Annotated in this window: 24 protein-coding genes and 1 tRNA gene; 12 read left to right on the top strand and 13 right to left on the bottom strand. The window is 57.3% G+C overall.

The features are described from left to right. Nucleotides 1-868, top strand: an 868-nt coding sequence (locus LKX83_RS03630; protein WP_370639014.1) for an ATP-binding protein, incomplete at its 5' end; no start/stop codon positions are given. Here LKX83_RS03630 and LKX83_RS03625 read toward each other — a convergent pair. Further along, nucleotides 865-1,947, bottom strand: coding sequence for a YkvI family membrane protein (locus LKX83_RS03625; RefSeq protein WP_227880800.1), 1,083 nt, complete (start codon nucleotides 1,945-1,947; stop codon nucleotides 865-867). The genes LKX83_RS03630 and LKX83_RS03625 overlap by 4 nt on opposite strands. Before the next feature lie 163 nt (nucleotides 1,948-2,110). Further along, a complete protein-coding gene (locus tag LKX83_RS03620) occupies nucleotides 2,111-2,803 on the bottom strand; it encodes a hypothetical protein (RefSeq protein ID WP_227880799.1) in 693 nt (230 codons plus the stop codon). A 296-nt stretch (nucleotides 2,804-3,099) separates the two neighbouring features. Here LKX83_RS03620 and LKX83_RS03615 point away from each other — a divergent pair, with 296 nt between their 5' ends. The 4 genes from LKX83_RS03615 to LKX83_RS03600 all read left to right on the top strand — a co-directional run bounded on the left by LKX83_RS03615 (nucleotide 3,100) and on the right by LKX83_RS03600 (nucleotide 4,782). Then, nucleotides 3,100-3,672 carry a xanthine phosphoribosyltransferase gene (locus LKX83_RS03615; RefSeq protein WP_227880798.1) on the top strand — a complete coding sequence of 191 codons (573 nt, stop codon included), beginning with the start codon at nucleotides 3,100-3,102 and terminating at the stop codon, nucleotides 3,670-3,672. A 109-nt stretch (nucleotides 3,673-3,781) separates the two neighbouring features. Beyond that, nucleotides 3,782-4,108 carry a hypothetical protein gene (locus LKX83_RS03610; protein WP_227880797.1) on the top strand — a complete coding sequence of 109 codons (327 nt, stop codon included), beginning with the start codon at nucleotides 3,782-3,784 and terminating at the stop codon, nucleotides 4,106-4,108. Nucleotides 4,109-4,323: 215 nt separating this feature from the next. Beyond that, nucleotides 4,324-4,560 carry a hypothetical protein gene (locus LKX83_RS03605; protein ID WP_227880796.1) on the top strand — a complete coding sequence of 79 codons (237 nt, stop codon included), beginning with the start codon at nucleotides 4,324-4,326 and terminating at the stop codon, nucleotides 4,558-4,560. Nucleotides 4,561-4,694: 134 nt separating this feature from the next. Beyond that, nucleotides 4,695-4,782, top strand: a tRNA-Leu gene (locus LKX83_RS03600). Nucleotides 4,783-4,915: 133 nt separating this feature from the next. Here the strand turns inward: LKX83_RS03600 and LKX83_RS03595 are convergent. The 3 genes from LKX83_RS03595 to LKX83_RS03585 form a co-directional block, all read right to left on the bottom strand. Further along, nucleotides 4,916-5,581, bottom strand: coding sequence for a response regulator (locus tag LKX83_RS03595; protein WP_227880795.1), 666 nt, complete (start codon nucleotides 5,579-5,581; stop codon nucleotides 4,916-4,918). Further along, on the bottom strand, nucleotides 5,581-7,752 hold the full coding sequence (locus LKX83_RS03590) for a sensor histidine kinase (RefSeq protein ID WP_227880794.1): 2,172 nt from the start codon (nucleotides 7,750-7,752) through the stop codon (nucleotides 5,581-5,583). The genes LKX83_RS03595 and LKX83_RS03590 overlap by 1 nt, the downstream gene beginning before the upstream one ends. Before the next feature lie 69 nt (nucleotides 7,753-7,821). Further along, nucleotides 7,822-8,487 carry a hypothetical protein gene (locus LKX83_RS03585; protein WP_227880793.1) on the bottom strand — a complete coding sequence of 222 codons (666 nt, stop codon included), beginning with the start codon at nucleotides 8,485-8,487 and terminating at the stop codon, nucleotides 7,822-7,824. 240 nt (nucleotides 8,488-8,727) lie between these two features. Between LKX83_RS03585 and LKX83_RS03580 the strand changes: the two genes are divergently transcribed. After that, complete coding sequence (locus tag LKX83_RS03580; protein WP_227880792.1) at nucleotides 8,728-9,003, top strand: DsbA family oxidoreductase; 276 nt, start codon at nucleotides 8,728-8,730, stop codon at nucleotides 9,001-9,003. Here LKX83_RS03580 and LKX83_RS03575 read toward each other — a convergent pair. Together LKX83_RS03575 and LKX83_RS03570 are read right to left on the bottom strand one after the other, a co-directional pair. Further along, nucleotides 8,957-9,439, bottom strand: coding sequence for a hypothetical protein (locus tag LKX83_RS03575; protein ID WP_227880791.1), 483 nt, complete (start codon nucleotides 9,437-9,439; stop codon nucleotides 8,957-8,959). The two genes, LKX83_RS03580 and LKX83_RS03575, sit on opposite strands and share 47 nt — an antisense overlap. A gap of 176 nt (nucleotides 9,440-9,615) precedes the next feature. Next, complete coding sequence (locus tag LKX83_RS03570) at nucleotides 9,616-11,154, bottom strand: sulfatase family protein (RefSeq protein WP_227880790.1); 1,539 nt, start codon at nucleotides 11,152-11,154, stop codon at nucleotides 9,616-9,618. A 127-nt stretch (nucleotides 11,155-11,281) separates the two neighbouring features. Here LKX83_RS03570 and LKX83_RS03565 point away from each other — a divergent pair, with 127 nt between their 5' ends. Continuing rightward, the gene (locus LKX83_RS03565; RefSeq protein WP_370639013.1) at nucleotides 11,282-12,190 is read left to right on the top strand and encodes an AraC family transcriptional regulator; all 909 of its coding nucleotides are present in this window, start codon (nucleotides 11,282-11,284) and stop codon (nucleotides 12,188-12,190) included. Further along, nucleotides 12,174-14,189, top strand: coding sequence for an alpha-L-arabinofuranosidase C-terminal domain-containing protein (locus LKX83_RS03560; RefSeq protein WP_227880789.1), 2,016 nt, complete (start codon nucleotides 12,174-12,176; stop codon nucleotides 14,187-14,189). The genes LKX83_RS03565 and LKX83_RS03560 overlap by 17 nt, the downstream gene beginning before the upstream one ends. 253 nt (nucleotides 14,190-14,442) lie before the next feature. On the opposite strand, the gene LKX83_RS03555 is transcribed toward LKX83_RS03560, so the two are convergent. Further along, complete coding sequence (locus LKX83_RS03555) at nucleotides 14,443-14,976, bottom strand: dihydrofolate reductase family protein (protein ID WP_227880788.1); 534 nt, start codon at nucleotides 14,974-14,976, stop codon at nucleotides 14,443-14,445. Nucleotides 14,977-15,064: 88 nt separating this feature from the next. Next, a complete protein-coding gene (locus LKX83_RS03550) occupies nucleotides 15,065-16,234 on the bottom strand; it encodes an acyltransferase family protein (protein WP_227880787.1) in 1,170 nt (389 codons plus the stop codon). Between the two features lie 199 nt (nucleotides 16,235-16,433). On the opposite strand from LKX83_RS03550, the gene LKX83_RS03545 reads away from it, so the two are divergent. After that, on the top strand, nucleotides 16,434-17,084 hold the full coding sequence (locus LKX83_RS03545; protein WP_227880786.1) for a response regulator transcription factor: 651 nt from the start codon (nucleotides 16,434-16,436) through the stop codon (nucleotides 17,082-17,084). Nucleotides 17,085-17,123: 39 nt separating this feature from the next. Here the strand turns inward: LKX83_RS03545 and LKX83_RS03540 are convergent, their stop codons facing one another. From LKX83_RS03540 to LKX83_RS03525, 4 genes are all read right to left on the bottom strand, one after another. Beyond that, the gene (locus LKX83_RS03540) at nucleotides 17,124-19,076 is read right to left on the bottom strand and encodes a sensor histidine kinase (protein WP_227880785.1); all 1,953 of its coding nucleotides are present in this window, start codon (nucleotides 19,074-19,076) and stop codon (nucleotides 17,124-17,126) included. 31 nt (nucleotides 19,077-19,107) lie between these two features. Continuing rightward, nucleotides 19,108-19,956, bottom strand: a complete 849-nt coding sequence (locus tag LKX83_RS03535; protein WP_255654293.1) for a formylglycine-generating enzyme family protein — start codon at nucleotides 19,954-19,956, stop codon at nucleotides 19,108-19,110. Between the two features lie 180 nt (nucleotides 19,957-20,136). Beyond that, nucleotides 20,137-20,676, bottom strand: a complete 540-nt coding sequence (locus LKX83_RS03530) for a chromate transporter (RefSeq protein WP_227880784.1) — start codon at nucleotides 20,674-20,676, stop codon at nucleotides 20,137-20,139. 22 nt (nucleotides 20,677-20,698) lie between these two features. Beyond that, a complete protein-coding gene (locus LKX83_RS03525; RefSeq protein ID WP_227880783.1) occupies nucleotides 20,699-21,298 on the bottom strand; it encodes a chromate transporter in 600 nt (199 codons plus the stop codon). A 389-nt stretch (nucleotides 21,299-21,687) separates the two neighbouring features. On the opposite strand from LKX83_RS03525, the gene LKX83_RS03520 reads away from it, so the two are divergent. The 3 genes from LKX83_RS03520 (at nucleotide 21,688) to LKX83_RS03510 (ending at nucleotide 24,929) form a co-directional block, all read left to right on the top strand. Then, complete coding sequence (locus LKX83_RS03520; protein WP_227880782.1) at nucleotides 21,688-23,001, top strand: ABC transporter substrate-binding protein; 1,314 nt, start codon at nucleotides 21,688-21,690, stop codon at nucleotides 22,999-23,001. Between the two features lie 222 nt (nucleotides 23,002-23,223). After that, on the top strand, nucleotides 23,224-24,099 hold the full coding sequence (locus tag LKX83_RS03515) for a carbohydrate ABC transporter permease (RefSeq protein ID WP_227880820.1): 876 nt from the start codon (nucleotides 23,224-23,226) through the stop codon (nucleotides 24,097-24,099). After that, the gene (locus LKX83_RS03510) at nucleotides 24,096-24,929 is read left to right on the top strand and encodes a carbohydrate ABC transporter permease (RefSeq protein WP_227880781.1); all 834 of its coding nucleotides are present in this window, start codon (nucleotides 24,096-24,098) and stop codon (nucleotides 24,927-24,929) included. Before LKX83_RS03515 ends, LKX83_RS03510 begins: the two co-directional genes overlap by 4 nt. Nucleotides 24,930-24,947: the final 18 nt, after the last annotated feature.

Genomic DNA, 24,947 nt, shown 5'->3' with positions numbered 1-24,947 from the left:
AGCGGGCGGCCGCGGGGCGCTCGCGGGCGCGGGCGCGCCCGGCGCGGACGCGTACGAGCTGCGCCTGCGCGTGGACGAGCGCCGCCGCGCGCTGCGGCTCGCCCGGCGCGAAGCGGAGCTGCGGCTCGAGGCGGGCCGCGACGCCGCGGGGCTCGCCGAGCTTGCGGCGCTGCTCGGCGGACATGACGAAGCGGCGCTCGGGCTGATGGCCGAGCGAGCGCGGACGGACTTGGCCGATCGGGAGGCGGAACGTTCGGAGGCGCTGGATCGGCGAGGCAGGCTCGCACAGGAGCTGGAGCGGCTGCGCCGGGAGGCGGAACTGGAGGAACGGACGCAGGCGTTGGAGGAATGCCGGAGCGAGTTGGACCGGCATCTGGATCGCTATGCGATGCTGGCACTGACGGCCGAGCTGATCCGCCGCACGAAGCGGTCGTTCGAAGAGGAGCGCCAACCGGAGGTGCTTCGGGCTGCATCGCACCACTTCGCGGAGATGACGGGCGGCGCCTATGTCCGGATCGTGGCGCCGGGAGACGAGGCGACGCTGCTCGCGGAGACGCCTGACCGGCGGCTTGTCGACAGCTCCTTCCTGAGCCGGGGCACCCAGGAGCAGATGTATTTGTCGCTTCGCCTCGCGCTGGCGGCGGCAGCATCGCCTTCCCAGGCGCTGCCGCTGCTGCTCGACGACCTGTTCGTCCACTTCGATGCGGACCGACTGGCACGTGCGGTGCAGGTGGTCGGACGGATCGCGCGAGAGCGGCAGACGCTGCTGTTCACGTGCCACGCGCATGTGGCGCACGCCTTCCGGCAAGGTCTGCCCGAAGCAGGTTTCGTCACCCTCCCGGGCCGCGAGGACGCCGCCGCCCGCTAAGCCGCCCGCGAATCGCCCGGCGGCGGCTGAGGCCGGTCCTGCCGGGGCAGTCCGGGGTCGCGGCCCATCAGCAGAAGCCATCCCAAGCTCAGCATGCCGAACAGCGGATACAGGAACGAGAGGAGCGGTCCGAAGCCGAATTGCCCCGCCGCAAAGCAAAAGAGCAGCACGACGGCGGTGAGCAGGCTCGTCGGCACTTTGATGCGCTCCCGCAACTGCAGCGTCAACCCGTAAATGTCCGAGACGAGCGTCGTGAAAATTTCCATGAAGATGAGGAACACGAAGATCCAGTGGATCCACGGGCCCAGGTCCCGCGCGAGATCGCCCATCGGAATATCGAACTGCTGCACGCCCGGCATGTGGGCGGACAAGGCGAGATGGCCCGCGAACAGCATCCCGCCGATTCCGAGCCCGCCCATCCAGGCGCCGCGGCGCAGCACGACCGGATCGGCGATTTTGGCGCCGAGCGGCACGAGCACGGCCTGGGCCATCGACAGGTTAAACGCCGCGTACAGAATCGGCGACATCCAGGCGGCCCAAGGAGAGACGTCCGTCTCGAGGACGAGCCAGCGGCCCGCGCCGGGGCTCTGCAGCGTGTCGACGACGAGCACGGCCGTGAACAGCAGCATGAGCGGGACGACGAGGGAGTTGATCGTCAGGATGGCATTCATCCCTTTGCGGAGCAGCAAAAAGCAGGCGAACATCGTGATCAGGAGGCCGCTCTGATACCCGAGATTCAAATGCTCGGAAAACAGGCTGCCCGCCCCGGCCAGCATGACGGCGTTCACCCCGAGCAGGACGATCAGCATGAGATGGCTGATCCATACGCCGAGCCGATCGCCGAACAGGTGCTTGTTCATATCTTCGTACGATCTCGCCTGCATCCGGGCGGAGATCAGCATCATCTTGGCGCCGAGCCAGACGAACAGCAGGGTGGACGTCGCGATCAGGAGGGCGCCCCAATGGCCGAATCGGGTGAAAAATTGCAACACTTCCCGCCCGGTCGCGAAGCCTGCTCCGACCACGGTTCCGATAAAGGTGAAGGCGACTTGCAAGCTTAAGCCCCATTGTCTGATCATCTGCGGAACCTCCCCGGCACTTGTCCCAGATCCTTCTACCTATTCTATTCGCCTCGGGGAACCGGCATGACAAGCTTGGCCGCGGCAGAAGAAACGAAAAGGCGATCCCGCCGGTCCGTTAGACCGGGAGATCGCCTTGATTACGTATTTGGGAATCGCTTCGTCAAGAGGCGGGATCCGCGTCGCCGATCAGCTTGATCGACAGGACGTCCCGGCTGCCGGGATCCAGATCCAGCTTGAGCAAGCCGCCGTTCACTCGGGCGGCGATGACGTTCGTGTCCGTCGGGCTGGAAAGGCCGAGCGCCTTGGCGGCATCCTTCGCGCCCGTACCGACGGATAAGCCGCGTATGCCGGTTTCCGTCCGCTCCGACGTGATTTCGACGTAGACGACTTTGCCGTTCGGATCGAATCCGACCGTCAGCCCTTCGTACTCGCGCATCTCGATGCGCTGTGGGCCGTCCGGCAGCGCGTAGTGCGACGCGGGCGATCCGTATGCCCCCGCAACGGCGGTTTCGTCCGCCCCGAGGGCGATGCTGCCGAGGGCCGGCCGTTCCGCGTCGAAGCTGCTCGCGACGGCGATCGGCGGCCGAGACCGCTCGGGCGACGCAGAGGTGCCGACATCGGTTTCCGGGGCCGATGCGGAGGGGGCGCCGGGTTTCCGTTCCTTCCCTTCCTTGTCCGCAGGCGTCGCTGCAGGAGAGGCGGATGGGGTGGCTTCGCCCGAGACGTTAGCGCCTGCGGTCGAATCGGGCCCGGTCGAGGTCGGAGCGACGCCGTGCGAGCCCGAACCGCAAGCGCTGAGCTGCAGCGCGAGCCAGCAGACAGCCAGCCATCGCAACGCGTGAACTCGCGGCATCGTCATTCCCCCTCTCTCCGGCTTCCCCTGTTGCCGATTGCGGCGAATGCCCATCCTTCCGGCACCGCGTTACACCGGGCGGATGAAGCCATGAATCGCCTTCTATTTATTGGACAACTATATATACCCAAAAGTTTCGGCGCAAAAACCGTTCGCCGCGAAAACCGTTCCTTCGGCGCGCGGTTTCCGCGAAAATGAAGCTGCGGAACTAGGTCGATCGACCCGGGCTGCGTCATATTGCACGAAACAGTCGGATATGGTAATTTAAACGGAAAAGAACGGACGGAGAGAACGCCATGGACATTCTCAAACAAAGGATTCGCGAAGAGGCGACCGTCGTGAGCGCGGGCGTCCTGAAGCTCGATTCGCTGCTGAACCACGGCGTCGACCCGCAGCTGACGATGGAGCTCGGCAAGGAGTTCGCCCGCCGCTATGCAGAGCATCCGATCACGAAGGTCATCACGATCGAGGCGTCGGGCATTCCCGTCGCCTTCGCCACGGCGTTGACGCTTGGCGTCCCGCTCGTGTTCGCCCGCCGCAAGAAAACGCTGCTGAACGAGCCGGACGCTTACTGCGAGCGGGTGCCGTCGTTCACCAAGGGCATCGTCACCGACCTGCTCGTCGCCCGCCACCTGCTCGGGCCGGAGGACTCCGTCCTGTTTATCGACGATATCATCGCGAACGGAGACGCGGCACGCGGGCTGCTCAAGATCATCGAGCAATCGGGCGCGCGCGTCGCCGGGATCGGCATCGTGCTCGAGAAGTCGTTCCAGGCGGGCGGCAAGGCGCTGCGCGAGCTCGGATTCCAGGTGGAGTCGCTCGTCAAGATCGCCTCGCTCGAAGGCAACGAGATCGTATTCGAGGATTGACCGAACGCCAGGGAAAATGATTCCTCGAAAACGGGACGCCGCCGCTCTTTTCTACAGCCTGCAAGATGTTTTATAATAGGAGTAAGTTGCGGAAGGAGGCGAGCAAGCAATGGGAAACGTTGAACCGTCGCATGCGTTTTTTGCCGATAAGCTGGAGCAAGCCAAAATCCATTTCGAGCGCGCACTTGACTGCAAGCATACGGAGTTTGACGATCTTTACCCCTATATGATCGAGCATCCGCAATTTTTCTGGTATAAACGGTACGTAGCTTGGTCCGAGCTGCTGACCATCGTCAAGCTGGCCGTAGAACTGGAGATGCCGTGGACGGAGCACTTTACCGATCGCCAAGCCGAATACATCCGCAACCGCGTCATGTCCAGCAAGGTGCTCGACTACTGGTACGAGACGAACGAATCGAAAGAGCACGTCGGCTGACCGGCACGCCGAGCTTAGCCGACTCGAGACCCGCCAAGACGCCGTCTTGCGCGGGTTTTGCTTCGCCATACAGAATGTATAAATCTTACCTCTATCCATTTCTGTATGACCTCCGATAAAAACGTGCCGCCGTCCGGGAAGACGGCGAAGCCGGTTTTACTTGGCCGTCCCGAAGCGGGACGAGCCATCGAGTTTCCGAAAGGGGAGACGGCAGCATGATTTCCGAAGAACAATTGGACCGGTTCCGGGTAGAAGGGACGAAGGTGCGCGTCGTCCGTGACGCGCTCGAGATCAACGACGTGACGGGCATCGTGGTGGCATGGGACGAGACGTCCGTCCTAATCCGCCGACCGAACCGCCGCATCGTCAAGCTGGACCGCAGCTACCGGATCCAGCCCGTTACCGAGCCCCGACCGGACGTGATCGCGGACGAAGGGGCACAGGCCGATTAACTGAAAATTGGAAATTCGTCAGGCGGCTTGACTTGGGGCATGGCCGCGTGCTATGATAAATCTCGTGATTGCGACGGAAATGCTCGGACGACGCCGAAAGGCCAAGCCGCGATTCCTTCCTTGATATCACGCACGCGGTCGTGGCGGAATTGGCAGACGCGCTGGATTCAGGTTCCAGTGGGCTAACCCCCCGTGGAGGTTCGAGTCCTCTCGACCGCACCATACATACAAATCAGGCTCATAAATGGCGGAAACGCCACTTATGAGCCTTTTTGCATGCCCGGAATTTTGTGGAGTAGACTATATTTGACGACTCACCGATTTTATGCCGGATCATAGGCATCCATTAAAATGATCAGCAATCTTTTGTCAAACCGCCCTCTCTTGCCAGCACGATCGCTTGCGACCGCCCGGCTACTTGCAGCTTGCTGAATATGGTAGAAACGTGATTTCTCACGGTCTTGGGACTAAGCACGAGGCGCTCGGCAATTGCCGGATTCGTGTACCCCTGTGCAATTAGCGTTAGAATTTCGCGCTCTCGATCCGTCAACTCGGGAAATGGAGGGGCAGGGTTATCAGACAGGCGTCGTCGCGGCCGCTCGAAGTAGTCGAACAGGCGGTTCGCAATGGCAGGGCTGAATATGGCTTCCCCCTTGCTGGCCGACACAATGGCGCGAATGGCCTCGTCTCCTTCCGCGCCTTTGAGCAGATAGCCGCGTGCCCCCGCGCGCATGGCTGCAAAGACCGACTCATCGTCTTCGAACATGGTAAGCACCAATATACTCATTTTTGGCGTTGAAGCTAATATGCGGTTCGTCGCCTCAATGCCATTCAGGCCAGGCATATTCAAGTCCATTAAAATAACGTCCGGCATGCAGGTTGCCGCCATGGAGATGGCATCCTCTCCCGTGGTGGCTTCCCCGACCACTTCCACCGTTGACGCTTCCGCCTGCAACAGAGCGCGCAAACCATATCGAAACACCGGATGATCGTCAGCGATTAGGACGCGTATGCGATTCATTACACGATCTCTCCTCTCGTAACCGGCTCGCGATCTTCACTCTTTGCGTATAAAAAAGGAAGTTTCGCGTACACTCTCGTTCCTGCATGCGGCAAATTACCGATGGTGCATATACCGCCCAATTCTTCTGCCCGTTCATGCATCGAACGGAAGCCGACACCCGCGCGCGTTGCCGGCGGCAATCCTTGTCCATTGTCCGTTACTTCAATGATCAGAGCGTCTTGTATCCGTAATCTAACTGAAGCCGCTGTGGCATGCGCATGACGGACGATATTGGTCAATGCCTCCTGAACAATCCGGTAACAAGCCATTTCAATCGCCGCAGGCAGCGGCGGGAGTGATTCCGGCACGTCAAGTTCCATGTCGATACCGCTTGTTTGGTACTGTGCGATCTGCTCCCGCAACGCAGCAAATAGTCCCAAATCGTCAAGCGCAGGCGGACGGAGCGCATAAACCAACCGGCGAATATCGGATATCGCTTCTTGGGTATGAACGATCGCATCGGCTAATAGATTCTCTGCGACATCCGGTCTCTCCCGCAACTGCTTCTTGACCGCCGACAACGTAAACGTTTGGCTGGAAAGCATGGGACCCAAACCGTCGTGCAAGTCTCGGCGAAGACGTCGCCGCTCCTCCTCGCGCGCAGTTACGAGCCGCTCGCGCGAACGCAGCAGATCGTCCGTCAAACGTCGCAGGTCGTCGGTTAACCGGGCAGAATGGACGGCGATGCCGATCTGCGGAACCAAATCGCGCACCAAACGAAGATCTGCCGATGTCAGTTCTTCTCCGCGCTGGCGCGGGGAAAGAATAAGCTCCCCAACCTGTTCCCCCTGGTGAACCATGGGAATGCGATGGTGCGTTTCGCTGTCCTTGGAGACGCCATAGGCAACGGTCCTCCGGATCGGATCCGCATCCACAGCTTTCCGCGTTCCATGCCAAACGATGGCCACATACGGAAGTCGGAGCGCATGTGCGACACTTTCGACGATTTTGGGAAGGAGAGCATCGGCGGGGAGCGACTCTTCAAGCTTTTTCCCAAGGTTGGAGAGTGCGCGATACGGATCGACACGGTCGCCGAACATCAACCGGTTAACCGCATGTTGCAATCGCAGACGCATCGGTTGCATGATCACTGCGATCAAGGCAGTAGCCATCGCAGAGAAAATCAGATTGTTATGCACTTGCAGCAGGGAACTGGCGCCAAAAACAACGAGAATATACAAACAGAGGATGCAAGCCGAAAAGACGACATAGACCAATGTCCGATTGATGACGGCATCGATATCCCATAGCCGATAACGCTGCAAGGCAATGCCGATACCTATCGGTATAGGAAGATAAGCAAGCATCGTCGTAAGCGGGCCTTCCAGCTGATAGAGCGAATCCGGTTCATGGAGATCGGTAAAGATGGCGGGTAGGAGGTTCATGATCACCATGAGCAATACGGATATTCCGAATCCGAATGCCAGCCATTTTATCTGCTGTTTCTGCTGGGGCGAAGCGTCGGCAAAAAAACGATAAACTTGCGTGGAGGCCACGCTTCCGTAAACCAAGAACAACTCCAAGCTGCTTAGCATCGGAGGCCAATTTTCGATGTTATATGGATACGGCAGCAGGATGAAGAGGCCCAATTGCATCACAAAAAGAAACAGGAGCATCCAAGACCAGCGCGGAACGAAGCGCCCATCCGGGAACGTGCAGAAAAACATACCGAGCGCAGGCCATTTTAGAAGAATAAACAACATGCTAATCAGCATCATGATAAAAGGCGGATCCCGCACGATATGGATTTCGTTCATCCCAAATGAGCCGAATGTGATCAAGAGGAGCGAAACGAACAGGCTCATGCGTTCCGCCGATTTTCGCCAGAAGATCAGCAATCCCGTTCCAATCAGACAAAGCGTAGCGACGATATCGCAGACAAGCGCATAAATCGCATACTCTCGGAGTGTGATTCCGTATTTCGCGAGTGCGGCCAATTGCGAATCTAAGATTTGAAACCTGTTGCAGCTTATTCCGGTTGCGTCCGAACAAGCAGTAAAAAGCGAGGCGGCAAACTTCGGATAGTTGAATATCAGAATATAGATGTTAAAGAGAAACGCAAGCAGCCATAGGAGACGCAAGGCGATTGAAGTTGTTCTCTTGATTCCTTGTGCGGATTCAATCCCCATTGTACGCCTCCTATGAGAGCGGTTTTGCCGTTATTTTACCATAACCCACCCGATCGGCGACCCAAACTTTTAATTGTCTATGGACGCACCTGTATGGATCCTATGTCGATCTGATATCAGGTTCGAGCCAACCGTAGTGAGCGCAACGCCTAAAGAAACGGCGGCGAGTAGGTCAAGAACGGCAAAGGCGGTATCATTGGTAACGAACATTTCAGCCGTATGAAAAATAGGCGCAATCGCAAACAGCACACCGACATAAGCAGGGAATATCGTAGCCCGAATAACGGCGATGCCAAACAGGATGGCGCCGATGATGCAGAGGAAGAAGCTGCCGAAAGGGTAGATGAAAAAGTTGGAATCGATAATTTGATCGATCAGGTGCGGCACCTCTTCGTCCACCATAGGAAGAACCGAAGTAAAGGATGCGGTAACCGCTATGTTCAACAAGACGCCAAATACATAGAGCATTAAGCCGATCAGCCCCATCTTCCCGACTTGGGCGGACTGACGTAAATAAAAAGCAGGAAGTCCGATCAAAATGAATGAGAAGGCAACAAAGCATAGCACGTAATACATGACAAACGCTGCGCTTTGCAAATTGATATGCTGCATGGTAACTTCTGAAATATTGATCTTCAAGCTGATGAAAAACGGTATGATCCCTGTAACGACAAGAAGCACGGACCCTAACCCTAAAAATATGCCGCTCCATCGATTTAAACTTGCAGTAGGCATTCTTTTTCCTCCTTCTTATTTCCACACGATTTAGCGCATGATGCACTATGACAACAAGTATACAAATAGGGAATTCTGCTGTGATGTGACCGGCGTCCTTTTCATCCCTGACGTAAAATCCCAATTTATGAGTGATGCCGGGACATGATGTCCCGGTATCACGCCAATAGATTATATAGAAGACCGACAGGCGGAAGGCGGAAGGCGGAGATGACGGGTGACTGTTTTTTTTGATTAGTATTGACCGCATTGGCCGCTGAACTTGGTCTGGACGAAAAGGAGTTCAAGGAAGCTTTGGAGACCAGGCGCTACCAAGAGGCCCATCGGAAAGCGTTGCATCATGCTTATGTTGAAAGCGGAGTTCGGGCCGTACCCACTTACATCATCGGCAGCCAGGTGCTCCAAGGATTCAACCGCAAAGAGACGATCGAAAAAGCGATTCTAAAGGAATTGGAAGCATCCGACCTGTCTAAAAGGGAGGGGGGCAGTTGCGGATGGGATGAAAATTGCCGGTAAGTTGGAGGCTCATTTTACAGGAATGACTGGTCCTTTCTTGTATATATCCCATCACAAGGGACGAAACTCGTGCACCCATACCTTCGCTTGCGGAAACCAAACCCGACAAAATCTCGTTAATAATCGCAGGCGAATTGGGCACTGCTCTGCCTAACAAAAAGCGGGTTTGCAGCGCGTGAAGCAGCTGCGCCGGAGATCGGGACGCGGAATCCGACTCCGAGTTCATGGTAATCAACACGCTCTGAATATCCTTTAACGCTTTGGCCGAGACCAGATCGATGAAATAAACGAGACATCCGCGCACGTCCGACATTTCGACCGGATGGAAGACGATATCCTCGCATCGTTCAAACCGGTTGCGGAGCTCGTCCAGAGAGAGCGGCGCGCTCGTCTTCGATGAAAGGTTCACCTCGTCCGCGTGCAACCGCTTCTTCATGCTGCATTTCGCCTCCGTTTCATCTCGGCGGTTAGCATGTCCAAAGCAGGAAAAATTATGTGATTGGGGTTAAGCACGCTCGCCGGCGGGACCGATGAACTCGAAATGGATTTCTGGGGCCAATCAGCAAGAGGCCCATGCCTCCCCGCATGGGCCTTCCCTTTACCTAGAAACAGTTAAGCGTGATGGATTCGGGGCATCGGCAGCGGTTCCTTGCCCAGTTCGGCCCAGATGTATCTGAGCAGCAGCTCCGCCTTTAAACGCTCGTATGCCGGTTCGCTCCACAGGTTGCGGAACTCTCCGGGGTCTTCCTGCAGATCGAAGAGCTCGCCGTAGGTTTGATTGTAATAAACGGTGATCTTGTACCGTTCGTCCACATACGTCTTCTGGTGAATCGTCGTAGGCTCGTGCCGGAATTCGCAGATCGCGTGCGACCTTGCCGCTTGCTTGGTTCCGAGCCACACTTCCTTCTGATCGATTCCCGTCATGGCGATCGGAATCGGAATGCCACAGAAGGAGAGAAAGGTCGGCGCCAGATCGACGAGAGACTGGATGCCGTCCGAGCGCCTGTCCGCGGGAACGCGCCCCGGATAGCGGACGATGAACGGCAGCTTGATCAGATCCTCGTAATGAAATCCTCCCTTGGCCTGCAGCCCGTGCTGGCCGAAGAAGTGCCCGTGATCCGTCGTAAAGACGACGAGGGTGTCCTCCGCCAATCCCAGTTCGTCCAGTTTATCGAGGATTTTGCCGATGTATTTGTCCATCAGGCTGATCATGCCGTAATACACGGCGACCAGCTTCTTTTTGTCGTACGCCGTCAACCGGAACTTCGAGCCGTACTCGTAATAATGATGCGAACGGTAACCGTGGATGCCGTACCCGGTCTCGGCCAGATGGGAAAAATCCGGGTCTTCCTCCTGCGTCAGTCCGAAGTGGGGCGGATTCGCGTCGTGCTCGCCGGGCAAGAGGGCTGGGATCGTCAAGGCATCGGGATCGTACATTTCGTCCCAAGGCTCGGGCGCCAAATATTCCGGGTGGGGGTCGAAGAAGCTGGCCCACAGGAAGAAGGGGGCGCCTTCGTCCTTGTACGCTTCCAAGCGGGCGTTCGTGCGTTCCGCAATCCAGGCGTTGTAGTGGTACTTCTCCGGGATCGGCCACTTGTACGTGAGCGAAGGATCCATCGTGCCCGTCGGCGGCAGGAAATACCGGCGCCAATCGGCGCAGCCCTGCTCCTCCAGCCACAAGGCGTAATGCTGGCCGACATGGGCTTCGTTCGTATGATTGCGGGCGAGCTCGACGTGTTCGAAGCCGTAATACGGACCGTTGAACCGTCTCCAAAAGTCGAAGTCCTGAAGGACGGGGTACGCCTCCAGCGATTCGTACGCCTCCGTGGAGGTCAAAGGCTGAAAATGCGCTTTGCCGATCAGGGAGGTTCGGTATCCGGCTTCCTGCAAGCTTTGCCCCACGGTTGGGCGGTCCTCCAGCAGCTTCGTGCCCAGCGTCCAGGCGCCATGCTGGCTCGGATACGTGCCCGTAAGGATGGAGGCTCTGCTGGGCGTGCAGGTCGGATTCGGGCAATAGGCCCGGTTAAACGTCGTTCCTTGCCGGACCAGGCGATCCAGGTTCGGCGTCGAGATTTCGGATTGGAACGCGCCGATCGTATTCCAATGCTGCTGATCGCTTGTGATTAACAGAATGTTAGGTCTACTCGACAAAAGACATCTCCTCCCATTATGATAATATTGAAATAGCGCCAATATCAAAATAGCAAGTTGTGACGTTGGAATTGTCATTTTGTTGGATTTTCGCCGGGATGCGACGGATGGTGAGGGGAGGGCGGCATTGCTGCAGGAATACGAGTACGAATATGCGGAGTTCATCTACTATACGCCGGGAGCGATGGACAAAGAAGCGCGAATGTGGCCGGTGCGGGCAGGGCGCAGCATGGCCAAGCCCAATTACAAGGTCGGACCGAAACGAATCGAATGCTACAGCCTGCACTTCGTCGCGGAGGGGCGGGTCCGGTTGGCGTATGAGGGCAAACGCGTCGACCTGCAGAAGGGAGACTTGTTCTGCCTGTTTCCCGGACGGACCTACTACTATTCCTTGCTGGAGTCGGAGCCGCCGCTGCAACTGAGCTGGCTGGCGCTCGACGGCGAAAGGGTGAAGCCGCTGCTTGCGATGGCGGGACTTACGGCGGAACGGCCTTATCTTCAGCGAAGGATCACCTCTCGCGTGGAGGAAGCGGTCCGGCGCGTCGTTCAAGCTTTGGCCGACGTCGAACGGTGGAAGCCGTCCGTTTCGCTGGAGCTTCAGGGCCTCGTCTGCGAGCTGATGGCCGGACTCGTCTCGGATGCGGTGCCCTCCCCGCAGGCGGAGCCGGTCGGATGGATTCGCGCGTGTCTCGATTTTATGGAGCTGCACGCGACGGAAGGCATCACCGTGCAGCAGGTGGCCGCGTTCGCGGGGGTGCATCGCTCTTATTTGACCCACGTGTTCACCGAGCAGGTCGGCATGTCTCCGATGAAGTATCTCCAGCAAATCCGAATGGAGAAGGCGATGCGGCTGCTGCGGGAGACGGACGCGACGGTGACGGAAATCGCCCTGTCCCTGGGTTACCCGAGCCTTTACTCCTTCACCAGGGCATTCAAAACGTATTTCAAAGCCGCGCCGCTGACCGTCCGGACAGGGCGTCATGATCGGTGCGATGAAAGGTTAGGAGGCGAAATCGCGAATGAACGCGACCATTAACATCGACTACAGTCGAGCGAGCGAACATCGGATCAACCCTTACTTGTTCGGGCACTTCGTAGAGGACATCCGAGACCATATGCCGGCGATGCTCGCCTACCCGCTGACGGATATGGATTTCGAGAGCGATCCCGAGACCGCGAAGGCGGTTTCGGGCAAATGGTATCCCTATACGAACGGGAGGACTACCGAATATGCCCTGGAGGCGCCGGCGCCCCGGCATTCGGGTCGCGCGCAGCGCATCCGGCTCCATAGCGACGACGAGGCGTACGCGGGCATCGCGCAGCGGGCTGCGTTGAACGGCCCGATCGGGTACGCGGTCAAGGTGGTGGCGAGGGCATCGGTCGAGCTGCGTTACCTGGACGTCGAAGCGGTGGACCGGCGCACGGAGGAACGGCTCGGCTGGGTGCGCGTCGAGCTCGGCAGCCATAACTGGCGGGAATACGAGGCGGAGCTTCGCGTCGCCCGCGCGTGTACCGACGCCGAGATCCGGGTGTATGTACCGTCCGACCACCCGAGGTGGGTCGATCACGTCTCCACCGGGATGCTGTGGCTGGACCACGTGTCGCTATTGCCGGCGGACAGCGTCGGGATGGTGAAGCGAGAGGTCGTCGAGATGACGCGCGCGCTGCAAGCGGGGATGATGAGGCTTGCGGGCAACTACATCAGCGCCTATCACTGGGAGCATGGCGTCGGTCCTCTTCTGGAGCGCCCCGTCATGTACAACGAAGCTTGGGGAGGGTGGACGTGCCGGTATTTCGGCACGGACGAATTCATCGCGTTCTGCAGGACGCTCGGCGTGGAGCCGCTCATCTGCGTAAACGACGGCTCCGGCACGCCCGAGGAAGCCGCCCGGTGGGTCGAGTACTGCAACGGAAGCGTCGAGACGCCGATGGGCGCCCGTCGGGCGGCGAACGGACATCCCGAACCCTACAACGTTCGCTATTGGGAAATCGGCAACGAGGTGTGGGGCCAGTGGCAGGTCGGGACCTGCTCCGCGGACGCGTTCGCCGAGCGGTGCGTCGCCTTCGCGAGCGCGATGAAGGCGGCCGACCCGTCGCTCGTCATTCTCGCGTGCGGGCATTACGACCAGGAATGGAACAAGTCGGTGCTCGCGACGGCGGGCGAGCGCATCGACTATTTGACGCTGCATCTGTATCATGGCTACGGACCGTTCGGGATGACCCGGGAGACGCCGGCGGAAGAGCGCTACAAGGCGATCGCCGCCTTCCCCGAGTTCACCCGCGACATCGTCCTCCAAACGGAAGCGAACATCCTCGCCGACGAGAAGCACCGTCATGTGAAGCTGGCCATCACCGAGTACAACACCATGTACTATCCGAATACGATCCGGAAAGGACTGCCGAACGAGCATACGCTGGGCGCCGCGGTCGCCAACGCCGCGAACCTGAACGAGATGCTCCGCCGCAGCGACATCGTGCACATCGGCAGCTTCTCCGATCTCGTGAACGGCTGGCTGGGCGGGTGCATCCGGGTCGGCGACTTCTATGCCGATCAATACCGCGGCAGGGAAGCCGGATGGAGCGGTCGGCCGCTGACGATTTACGGCACGCCGACTTACGAGGTGTTGAAGCTGTACGCGAACCGGGATATCCGGCATCTCCTGCCCGTCGAGACGATCTGCGGCACTTTCTCCGTTCCAGCGGCGAAGCCGACGTCCGTCGCGCTGGACGCCTTGCCGGATTTGGACGTCGTCGCGTGCGCGAACGAAGCGCAGACCGTCGTCACCGTCTTCATCGTGAACCGCAGCCTGCGGGAGGTGAAGGTCGTTCTGAACATGCCGGCCTTCGAGACATCCGAAGAGACGCGGCTGTATGAGATTACGGCGGACCGCTTCGACGACATCAATTCCGTATTCGATCCCGCGCATATCGTCTGTACGACGCGAGCCGTGGCGGCGGACGAATGGAGGCGCGGATATACGCTGCGCCCCACGTCCATATACGCGCTCGAGGTCATGGCACCGCTTGGAGCATGAGGCAAGGCATGGCCTCGAGAGTCTCTACCCGTGTGAGTCCCGAGTAAGGCCAGACAACGAGGTTGTTCCGTCCAAGAAACGATGATACGCGGCATAGTGGTTCAATTACTTTGAGGCCACACCGCGAAAGCGATGCAAGAAGATCTTGTATCTCTCGCGATCGCATTCACGTTTTGGACGGAAAACCTCTAATCGCTCAGGTTCCGCAAGCTCAAGGCGCGTTGCGACACTCGCCTTGAACTTCTTTGTCGACTCATTCCGAGGCTTGATAGGATAAAATGGCCACGCCTTTTGTCGTTGTCTTCACGCCTGCCAGCTTCAATCCTCTCTTATCTTGTTCCTTAAAGAGTCGTTTGCCCTGACCCAATACGACCGGATGAACCATAAAGTGATACTCATCGATAAGGTTATGCTCCATCAAGCTGCGAATCAATTGACCGCTACCATAGATCAGAAATTGATGATCCGTTTCCCGCTTAAGTCTAGTCACTTCTTCTACAATATTGCTTTTGATGAAACTGGCGTTCCATTGAGGTTCTTCCAGCGTGGCGGTGGCCACATACTTGGGCATTCCATTCATCTCGTCGGCGCCCTCCCCCTTCATCTTGGGCCATGCTGTGGCAAAACCTTCGTAAGTAACTCGGCCCAGAAGAAGCGCGTCGCTCGGATAGAACACTTCGCGTTGGAAATTGGCCATTTCATCATCCCAATACGGCATATGCCAAAGCCCCGGCTCCTCCATGATTCCGTCCAAAGATAAATAGATCGATGCGGTGATTCTTCCCATTTTCAATCCCTCTTTCATTTTAGAATTCTTACAATTCGAATACATCAATTGAGAATGATTGGTCTACTATTGAACTCGGACTCTGCTCTTACAACGTACTGGAATCGATAGAATCGACGGTTCCGGTAAACTTTTTTATTTTCTTAGTGGCGTCTTTGATCCGCCGGATGAATGATGCCACAAGAAAGGAGAGAATGACGGCGGTACAACCCGACATGATGAACTTCGCGATCGGATGCCAAGCCAAATCGCGAAGCGCATAGGCCACATAGGTCACAAACAGCGCATGAAGGATATAAACGAGAAACGCATTGGCGGAAAGCCAGCCGCTAAGCTTCGTTGCCGCGCCGTTCCAGCGTTCGCGAAACCACACCAGCAATACGTAAGAGATCCCCAATCCCATGAGCGGATCGATCAGCGCGTAGAAAGCGGATTGCCAGTTCATTCCTCCCATGAATACCGAAACATCTCCCTCCATTGCGCCGCCGAGCGCCATCCCCGCGGACATCACGAGGATCAGCGCTAAGTACGTCCATTTCCACTTCCGGGCTGCGTTCTCATGGAGCTGCCGCAGCCAATTCGCGCGATAGGCCGCAATTCCGGCCATAAACAAGCCGATATAGGCCGGGAAATAGCCCAATTGCAGATGGATCCATTCCGTTCCGACGGGGGATGCCAAACGTACCATAAAGTTCGCCAATGCGACGATTCCAACGTACAGGGCCATCAAGCTCGGCGTCAGCGCCAAAGGTTTGCCGCGGCGTTTGCTCGCGGTCAGGGCACGAAATACGGCATACGCCGCGAAGAACAACAGCAGCGCCTCCAAATACCACAACGGCCCAACCGCAAATTCGCGAACGCCTTGAAACGGATGTCGGACGGCTTGCTCCCGTATAAACGCGCCCAGCGAATCCTTGTAGCCGGAAGCTACGTACCCAAGAAGAGGGGCAATGACCAGCATGAAGAAAAGAATCGGGATGCCAAACCGGATCAGGCGCGACTTCAGGAATCGGAAACCGCCTTGTCGATCATAAGAAGCGGGCGTAACATAACCGGATATAAAGAAAAACAACCCCATAAAAAACGATTGGTTAACGGCGGTGAATGTGGATAGCAGCGCGTTGACTGCAATATTGTCCTGATGCTCATAATAATACCAGCTTCCTGCCCCTCCATACGTAATGGCTGTGTGATGAAAGACGACAAGCACCGTCAGAAATACTTTTAACCGATCCAGATAAAGTAACCGTTTCTCCATTTTAGCCCCCCTTTATCGATCTCATGTTTTACGGTAACACGGCAACTAAATAAGATCACCGAAAGAATGGGGCGCAACCGCGCAAACCTTCTTTCGGTCGCGCAAGAATAATCTCGGCTGTTCCCTCATTCGGTGCCCCTTGATAGCGGATGTGGTAAAGTAAGGATGATTCTCATGCACGATCTCGGGGGAATTCGATATGAAACATATCCTATTGGTAGACGATCATCGGACATTTATGGCCGGCACCGCCATCATACTGGAGAAGCAAGGCTTCCGCGTGACGACTGCAGCAAGCGGCGCGGAAGCAATCGCGAAGCTGGAATCGTGTATGTTCGATCTGTACGTGTACGATCTGAAGCTGCCGGGCATGAACGGCTTCGAATTGACCGAAGCAACGCTGGAGCGCCATCCGGAAGCGATCATTGTCATCTTGACTGGCGAGGACCTATCGGAGCATTACGACAGGCTGATCGACATCGGGGTTGTCGGCATCTTGGAGAAGTCGCTCGGCGAGCCTGAATTTATCGGCAGCCTTCATTTGGCCATGCAGCACTTAACCGTTCTTCCTGTTCATCTCGCCAGGCGGCTGAGAACCAAAGAAAGCCGCTATACCGACCCCATCCCGGATGCCGGCGGCCTGAATCGGACTTTAACGGTTAAAGAAGTTGAAGTCTTGAAGCTGATCGCGCAAGGGCATAAAAATAAAGACATCGCGGATCGGCTTTTTATGAGCCAGCGCAATGTCGAATATATGATCTCTCGTTTGTTCGAAAAACTGGGGGCATCCTCGCGACAAGAGGCCGTCATGAAGGGGATCGAGTCGAAGTGGTTGGTTCTGGACGCATGACGCTGGGATGGAATCCCTGCAGGTGCTTGTCCTTGCCTGCTAGATCGGTAAAGAACAACGCACCTTGGTCCCTTGACCGAGCGCCGACTGCATGGAGATATCCCCTCCGAGCATGAGAACCCGTTCCGAAATGCCTCTTATGCCAAGCCGGCTGGAAGACAACGCGACGTCGGTCTCCATGCCTTTGCCGTCATCCGCATATCGGATATGCAAAACCCACTCCTCCTGTCCGATCTCCAAGGTCACCCGGCCCGCATCCGAATGCTTCACTGCATTGTTAATCAGTTCTTGTACGATCCGATAAATCGCCGTCGTTTGCTCGTCGCTCAGCGGCGCGGTTATCGGCAAGGCGCGAAAATCCAGTTGGAAATCCGCCCGCAGTCGGGTCTTCTCCACCAAATGGGAAACCGCTTGCAGCACCCCGTGTTCGGACAGGAACGGCGGTATCAATTCATGGCAAGTTTCCCGGATCACAAATTCGGCGTTATCCACCGCGAGACGGATTTGCTCCTTGTCTTCTTGCATCCATCGTTCGGCCGGCGTACGATCCAATAATCGACGGATATGAAGCAATTCTTGCAGCGCTTCATCATGAAGATCGGAGGCCAGCCTTTTCCGCTCTTTCTCCGCGATCTGCATAAACAGCTTCGAAAGCCATGGGGCACGCTCCGTTTGCTTTTGCTCCATTTCCTTTAATCGGCTCTCCAGCAATTGAAAATATTCGTAAAAAATCGATACGTATTTCGACATGAGCAATAGCGCGAACTTATCCCGTTCCTCCAGCGAGATCGGATCGCCGTCCGCAGCATATACCGCCAGAAAAAGCCTCGTCTCGTCCGTGCCTCCTGCAGCCCCCAGCACCACCCGGGGAGTCAGGATCGCCTCTCCCGAAATCGTCCGATTGCTCCTGGATCGCAGCGTTTCGCCGATGTCCCTTTCCCGAGAGGAAGGACCGTCGATTCCTTCGAAACCGACAGCGCCGCTGGCAGTATCGTACTTTACCAAAGCAAAGTCGTTCGGCTTGAAAAAGCGTTGTCCTTCCCGGACAACGCTTTGCTCCAAATCGGCGACCCGATAGGTCCGCAGCAGCACGGACAACAGTTGGTCCAACCGTTGCCGGGTGTCCACCTCCTGCGCCAAAGCGGCATTCTTCGACCGCAGCTCATCGGAGACGGTCTTGATGTCTTTCATCGTTTGGATAAACCTATGGAAAAAAACGACCCCGAATACGGTCAAAAGCGCGAGCAGCGCCCAAGGGAACGTATCCTCCAGACATTCCTCCCAGTACGCCATTCGATACCCGATGTTGCGCCCCATTACGGCTTCCCATACATCTTTCACCGGATCGGGCAGAAGGACGAGCGAGAACAAGAAGAATCCGGCCGCAATCCGCCGGAATTCTTCCCGATGCTCCTCCCGGCGCAACAAAGAGATGATTTGAGAAATAAAGAGCGACATGGTGAAGAAAACATGAATCAGGAACAATCCCTCTAGGATGTGGAATGAAAAATCGCTCGCGGATAGGATCAAGGCCGACATAATCGCCGCCCAAAGCAGTCCGCCTGCCCGGATGAGCGCGCGGGCGATCGGTTTGTTCGCGGTTTGCAAGTAGGAAGCGACGTAGGAGAAGATCAGGAAAGTAATGAGGCTTTTGATGGCCAGCGAGCCATGAGGAACGTCCGGGAAAGCGCCGAACAACAATGATTTCTCTTCCCAGTCCCAGAAGAGCTGCAGAGAAGTCAATAAAGAGATCGTCCCCAGAACGAGATACCCCCGCTCCCGGGGGAGAACGATAAACATCGCCCAGAAGACGACCGCTACAAAAACAAAAAGAAGGACGAAGGCGGCATCGTCCAGATGTCGGCGAAATACTTGAAACGGTTCCGTGCCGCCCTCGATGGGCTTCATCAGCGATAAATTGATCCAACCGTTGATTCCGAAGAGGAGGATCGCTGCCAACGCTACTTTCACCATCGTTTTAAACGTCGTCATGCGACTTCCCCTTTTCCATGGGTCCCGCGATTTATTTCACCGATTCCGCGACGCGGAATCCGCAATTGCCGGTGGAGCTGTCGGGGGTGTTCGAGCTTCGGGCGGCGACCCGGTATCGGTTGCAGTAGGAGCGGTGGCACAAATAAGAGCCGCCCCGCGTCGATCGGACGCCCGTAGGCCGGTCGAATCTCGGATTCGCCCGGCCCGTCGACGCATGATAGGCGGGCGAGAACCAATCCGCGCACCATTCCCACACGTTGCCGACCATATTGTACAAGCCGTACCCGTTGGGCGCGTAGGCGTCGACTGGAGCCGTGCCGGCGTACCCGTCGGCGGCGTTGTTCTTGACGGGGAACTTGCCCTGCCAGATGTTGCAGCGGTGTTCTCCGTCCGGCTTCAGCAGATCGCCCCAAGGATAGGTTTTGCCGGACAGTCCGCCTCTCGCCGCGAATTCCCACTCGGCCTCGGTCGGCAGCCGCTGCCCGGTCCAGCGGCAATAGGCGGCGGCGTCGTTCCAGGAGACGTGGACGACGGGGTGGTCCATCCGGTCCGCGATTCCGCTGCCGGGTCCCTCCGGCCGGAACCAGCAGGCGCCGTCGACCGCGTGCCACCAAGGCGCCTGGCTCGGCACCCGGCCCGGCTCCCGCATCGCCGAATCGGGGATGAACAGGTGGAACACGAACGACCATCCGAACCGTTCCGCTTCGGTGACGTATCCGGTCGCCTCCGCAAATGCCCGAAACTGCGCATTCGTCACCGCACAGGCGGAAATCCGAAAGGGATCGACCCTGACGCTCCGGGCAGGACCTTCGCCGTCGGCCGGGTACCCCTCCGACGCGCTTGTCCCCATCGTAAACGTCCCGCCGGGCAGATCGATCATCCGATGGACTCCCTCCGGTCCGGGCTTCCCGGCAATCGTGAAGAGAGTTGGTGTAAGAGGGAGCTCCGGGATGGCGTCCCCGAGCTCGGGCGGACGGCTGGCGGAGCAGCAAGATCGGATCGGCAAGTTTGAATTCACTTGTATTCATCTCCTAGCGGCGGGAAGTCGGATTCGTCCGGCTTAGCTGTAGACCGCGATGCCGACCAAGCCCGACAGGATCAGCACCGAAAACGGATGCTTATGCAAAAAGATCAGGGCGCACAACGAGCCGGCGAAAATCAGCAGCTGGCTGTTCGCGAACGCGGTGAAACCGTCAAACAAGCCGGCTTGCCCGGCAAACGAAACGGCCGCGAAGACGATCAGGCCGAAGACGGCGGGCCGAAGGCCGTAAAACGCCGCTTTGGACATCCGTTGATGCCGCAGCCGAGAAAACATTCGGCCGGCGGCCACGATCAGGACGAACGAGGGCAGGACGATTGCCAGCGCGGCGACGGCCGACCCGGCCAAGCCTTTGGTGTGGTAGCCGACCGCCACTGCGAGATTGGTCGCGATCGGACCGGGGGACATGCCGGCGACCGCCACCAAGTCGGAGAACCGGTCCGCGCCCATCCACAGATGGCGAACGACCGCTTCCCGATGAAGCAGCGGAATCATCGCGTAGCCGCCGCCGAACGAGACGAGGCCCGCCAGGAAAAAGGTAACGAAAAGGGAAAAGAGCATCGCGATTCTCCGTTCGTACAAATTATATCATATAGTCCGGCGCGGGCATCTCGTCCAACGGTTTGGTAGGCTTGCCGAAGCGGTCCCGCAGCTTCACGACGGCGATCCCGGCGATTGCGCCGAAGACGATGATGAGCAGCGGATGGAGCCGGGCGAACAGCAGCAGCAGCCCGACGGCGGCAATGGCGCCGGTGGCGAAGTCGACGATCGAAGTGCGGCAAATCCGGATGGCGCCATAGACGATCAATGCGGCGACGGTCGCCCGGATCGCCGTGAAGGCGGCTTCGACTTTGGCATTGTCTTTGAATTGGACGTAAAAGACGGAAAGGGCGATCATCAGGCAGAAAGAGGGGAACAGCATGCCGAACAGCGCGGCGAGCGAGCCGCGAAGGCCGGCGATCCGATAGCCGATCATCGCCGCAGAATTGGCCGCGACGGCGCCGGGCACCGACCCGGAAATCGCCCAAATGTCGGCGATCTCCTCGGGGGGCAGCCATTTCTTTTTCTCGACGACTTCGCGTTCGATCACGGGGATGAGCGCGTAGCCTCCCCCGAAGGTGAAGGGTCCCATTTTCAAAAAGGCGAGGAATATCGAGCCCGTTAATTTCCACGTTGCATTCATCTTGTATGCCCTCCTTGTTCCTCCAGTTCATTATACCACCTTTATTCCAAAACGGAATAAAGTTCGAAAGAATGCGTTTAAGCGATGTCCGGCGATGCGATGGCGAGTTCGATCCTGTGATAAACTAAGCGGGGGACGCGATTGGAGACACCTCTGTCGTGATTCTGCCCCTTTGAGTTACAAATAGTGACATGAAATTTCGAGTGTATCCGGTTGCACGATTTTCAGAAAAAAATGAAAGCGAACCCATCGGAAATGAAAACGGTTAGCCGAAATCCAAGAGACAAAAAATAGCTAACAAAAACAAAATGAGGCCATTTGAATGTGATTTTATTTTACATATGATTGCTTTAAGCCAATCAGCTTCGCAACTGGGGAGGATCAGAGAGATGAACAAAAGACATGCAGCTATCGGAATGGCGTTGACGCTCGGCACGGGATTGTTGGCGGGGTGCGGCGGGAAGGACGACAACGCGGCGAATTCGCCGTCGGCATCGGCATCGGCTTCGCCTACGGCGTCCGCCGAAACGGGAGGCGCCCAAGGCGGCGGTTCCGCGCTCAAGGGCTCGATCACGTGGGCGACGCACCGCACCGAGCTGGTCGATACCGACCTGAAGAAGTACGTCGATGCGTTCCAGGCGAAATACCCGGGCACCGAGGTCAAGATCGAAGGGCTGAAGGATTACGAGCAGACGATCCGCGTGCGGATGGCCGCCAACGAGCTGCCGGACGTGCTGTCCCTCGTCGAGACGACGAAGCCGGACCTGCCGAAATTTTACGAGCCGCTCGACGATCTGGGCTTGAACGACAAGATTTACTTCAAGGAATACAACTCCTACGAAGGCAAGCTGTACGGCATTACGCAGCAAGTGGCGATCAACGGCTTGCTTTACAATAAGAAGGCGTTCGAAAAAGCCGGCATCGCCGAACCGCCGAAGACGCTCGACGAGCTGTTCGCCGACGCCGAAAAGCTCAAAGCCGCGGGCATCGTTCCGATGGCCACCGCGTTCAAAGACGCCTGGACGCTCCAATACTGGACCGACCCGGCCGAGTTCATCTACGGCAGCACGAATCTGCGCAACGACAAAATCAAGACGGATACGCCGTTCACGACGGACAACGCGTACGGACAAGGTCTCGGCATCCTGAAGCAGCTTTACGACAAGGGTTATTTGGAGAAGGACGTCTTCTCGGCCACTTGGGATCAAACGCAAAAAGATCTCGCCACCGGCAAAGCTGCGATGATGTACATCGGCAACTGGGCGATCTCGAACCTCGAGAGCAACGGTCTTTCGCTCGACGACATCGGCTTCGTTCCGCTCCCCTACGACAACAGCGGCACGTACAAAGGCATGATGCGCAACGACTGGGCGTACGCGGTCAGCTCGACCAGCAAAAACAAGGAGCTCGCCAAGGCGTTCGTCAAGTTCATGATCGAGGAGTCGGGCGACTACGCCGATCACAAAATCATCTCGCCGCTTAAAGATCAGGAGCAAAGCCTGAAGCAAATTACGGATTTCATGAGCTACAAGCCGACCATGCTGGAGGCGCAATCCGTCAGCGAAGACGTCACCGCGGTCGAGAACAAAATGCAGTTCAACCCGTTCAAGTTCATCCAGGAAGTGACGGTCGGCAAAATGCAGGACGTCTTCGACGGCTACAACAAGAAGTGGAAAAACGCCAAAACGGCGCTGGGCAAGTGAGTTAGATCCATCCGCGCCGAGCGCGGACCTACAGACCGACAAAATGGATGACCGGTCCCGCGGATCGTCCATTTTGTCGTCTTTGCTAGTCATACAGAATTTGTAAGTTTTCACATCTTTCCATTTCTGTATGACCGACGATAAAAACGTGTCGCCGTCTAGGAAGACGGCAAAGCCGTTTTTACTTGCAGCAGCACGAAAGGAGTGGAAGCGGTGGGCAACATGTCCTACGCCTTGCAAAAACGAATTCTCATCCTGTTGTTCCTGCTCGTCCCGATCGCCCTGCTGGCGGTATTCGCCCTTTATCCGGCGGCTTACCTGGTATATCTCAGCTTGATGACGTGGGACGGCTTCAGCCCGGAGAAGACGTGGGCGGGGCTTAGCAACTATAAGGAAGTGTTCTCCAACAAGGAGATCTGGCAGACTTTCTTGCACAACTTGGTCTACCTGCTCTGGGGACTGATCCAGAACGGACTCGGCTTGTTCTTCGCGCTGCTGCTCAATTCCCGGCTGAGAGGTCGCAACGCGTACCGCGTCATGCTGTTCATGCCTTATATTATGAACGGCGTCGCCGTCGCTTATATGTTCAACTACGTGTTCAATTCCGAATACGGGTCGCTCAATACGCTGCTGCGGACGATGGGGCTCGACTCGCTGGCCATCAGCTGGTTCGGCTCGCCGGGGGCGGTCAACCACGTCCTGGGCTTCATTACGCTGTGGAAGTTCATGGGGCTCAACATGGTCATCTACTTGGCCGCGCTGCAGTCGGTGTCGTCCGAGATCGTCGAGGCTTCCCTTATCGACGGCGCTACGCGGCGCCAGACGATCTTCCACGTCATCCTGCCGAACATCACCAAGGTCATCGAGCTGAACCTGTTCCTGACGATTATCGGGACGCTCGAAATCTTCGATTTGCCGTTTATTCTGACCAAGGGCGGCCCGCTCGGCGCGAGCGATACGTTCCTGACGAAGACCGTCGAGACGGCGTTCCACTTCAACAACTTCGGCATGGCTTCGGCGATGAGTATCACCTTGATCGCGGCGGTCATCGTCGTCCTGAGCATCCAGAGAATGGTCACGAGGAGGTGGGGTCAATGAGCGCGCGCAAGTTTACGCCGCTGTCGCTGCTGAAGCACGCGATCCTGTGGGTCGCCGTCGCGATCATCGTCTTCCCGCCGTACATTCTCGTGCTGAACGCCCTCAAGACGAAGCAGGAATTTGCCCAGACGAGCGTCTTCAAGCTGCCGGAAAACCTGTTTAACTTCGACAATTTCATCTCCGTCGTCGGCCGGGCCCATCTGGACCGCGCCTACCGGAACACGCTGATCATCATCGTCGTCGCCGTCATCGGCAACGTGGCGCTCGGCACGATGGTCGCCTACATCCTCGGCCGCTTCGACTTCAAGCTGAAGAAAGCCGTGATGGGCGCCTATATCGCCGTCTCGTTCGTGCCGACGATCACGACGCAGGTCGCGACGTTTACGGTCATCCATCACCTTCACCTTTACAACACGCTGTGGGCTTCGATCGTGCTTCACCTCGGAACGAACGTACTGCAGATCTTCATCTACCTGCAATTTTTGAACAACATTCCGAAGGAGCTGGACGAGGCGGCGATGATGGAAGGAGCGTCCCTGTTCCGCATCTACCGGACGATCATCTTCCCGCTGCTCACGCCGGCTACGGCCACGATCATCATTATCAAGACAATCGACATCTACAACGACATGTTCATCCCGTACTTGTACATGCCCGCGCAAAAGCTGACCGTCGTTTCGACCAGCCTGATGAATTTCTCGTCGGAGCGCAGCACCGAATGGGAGATGATGTCGGCCGCGATTCTGCTCATCATGGTGCCGATCGTCATCGTCTACCTGTTCTTCCAGAAGTACGTGTTTGCCGGAATCGCGACCGGTGCAGTAAAATAACGATACTTCGAAAGGCGG

Origin of the sequence: Cohnella baijiui (assembly GCF_020731285.1) — a bacterium.
GTDB lineage: Bacteria > Bacillota > Bacilli > Paenibacillales > Paenibacillaceae > Cohnella.
Note: the sequence above shows the minus strand (reverse complement) of the source record. Positions and strands in the feature narration are given on the sequence as shown.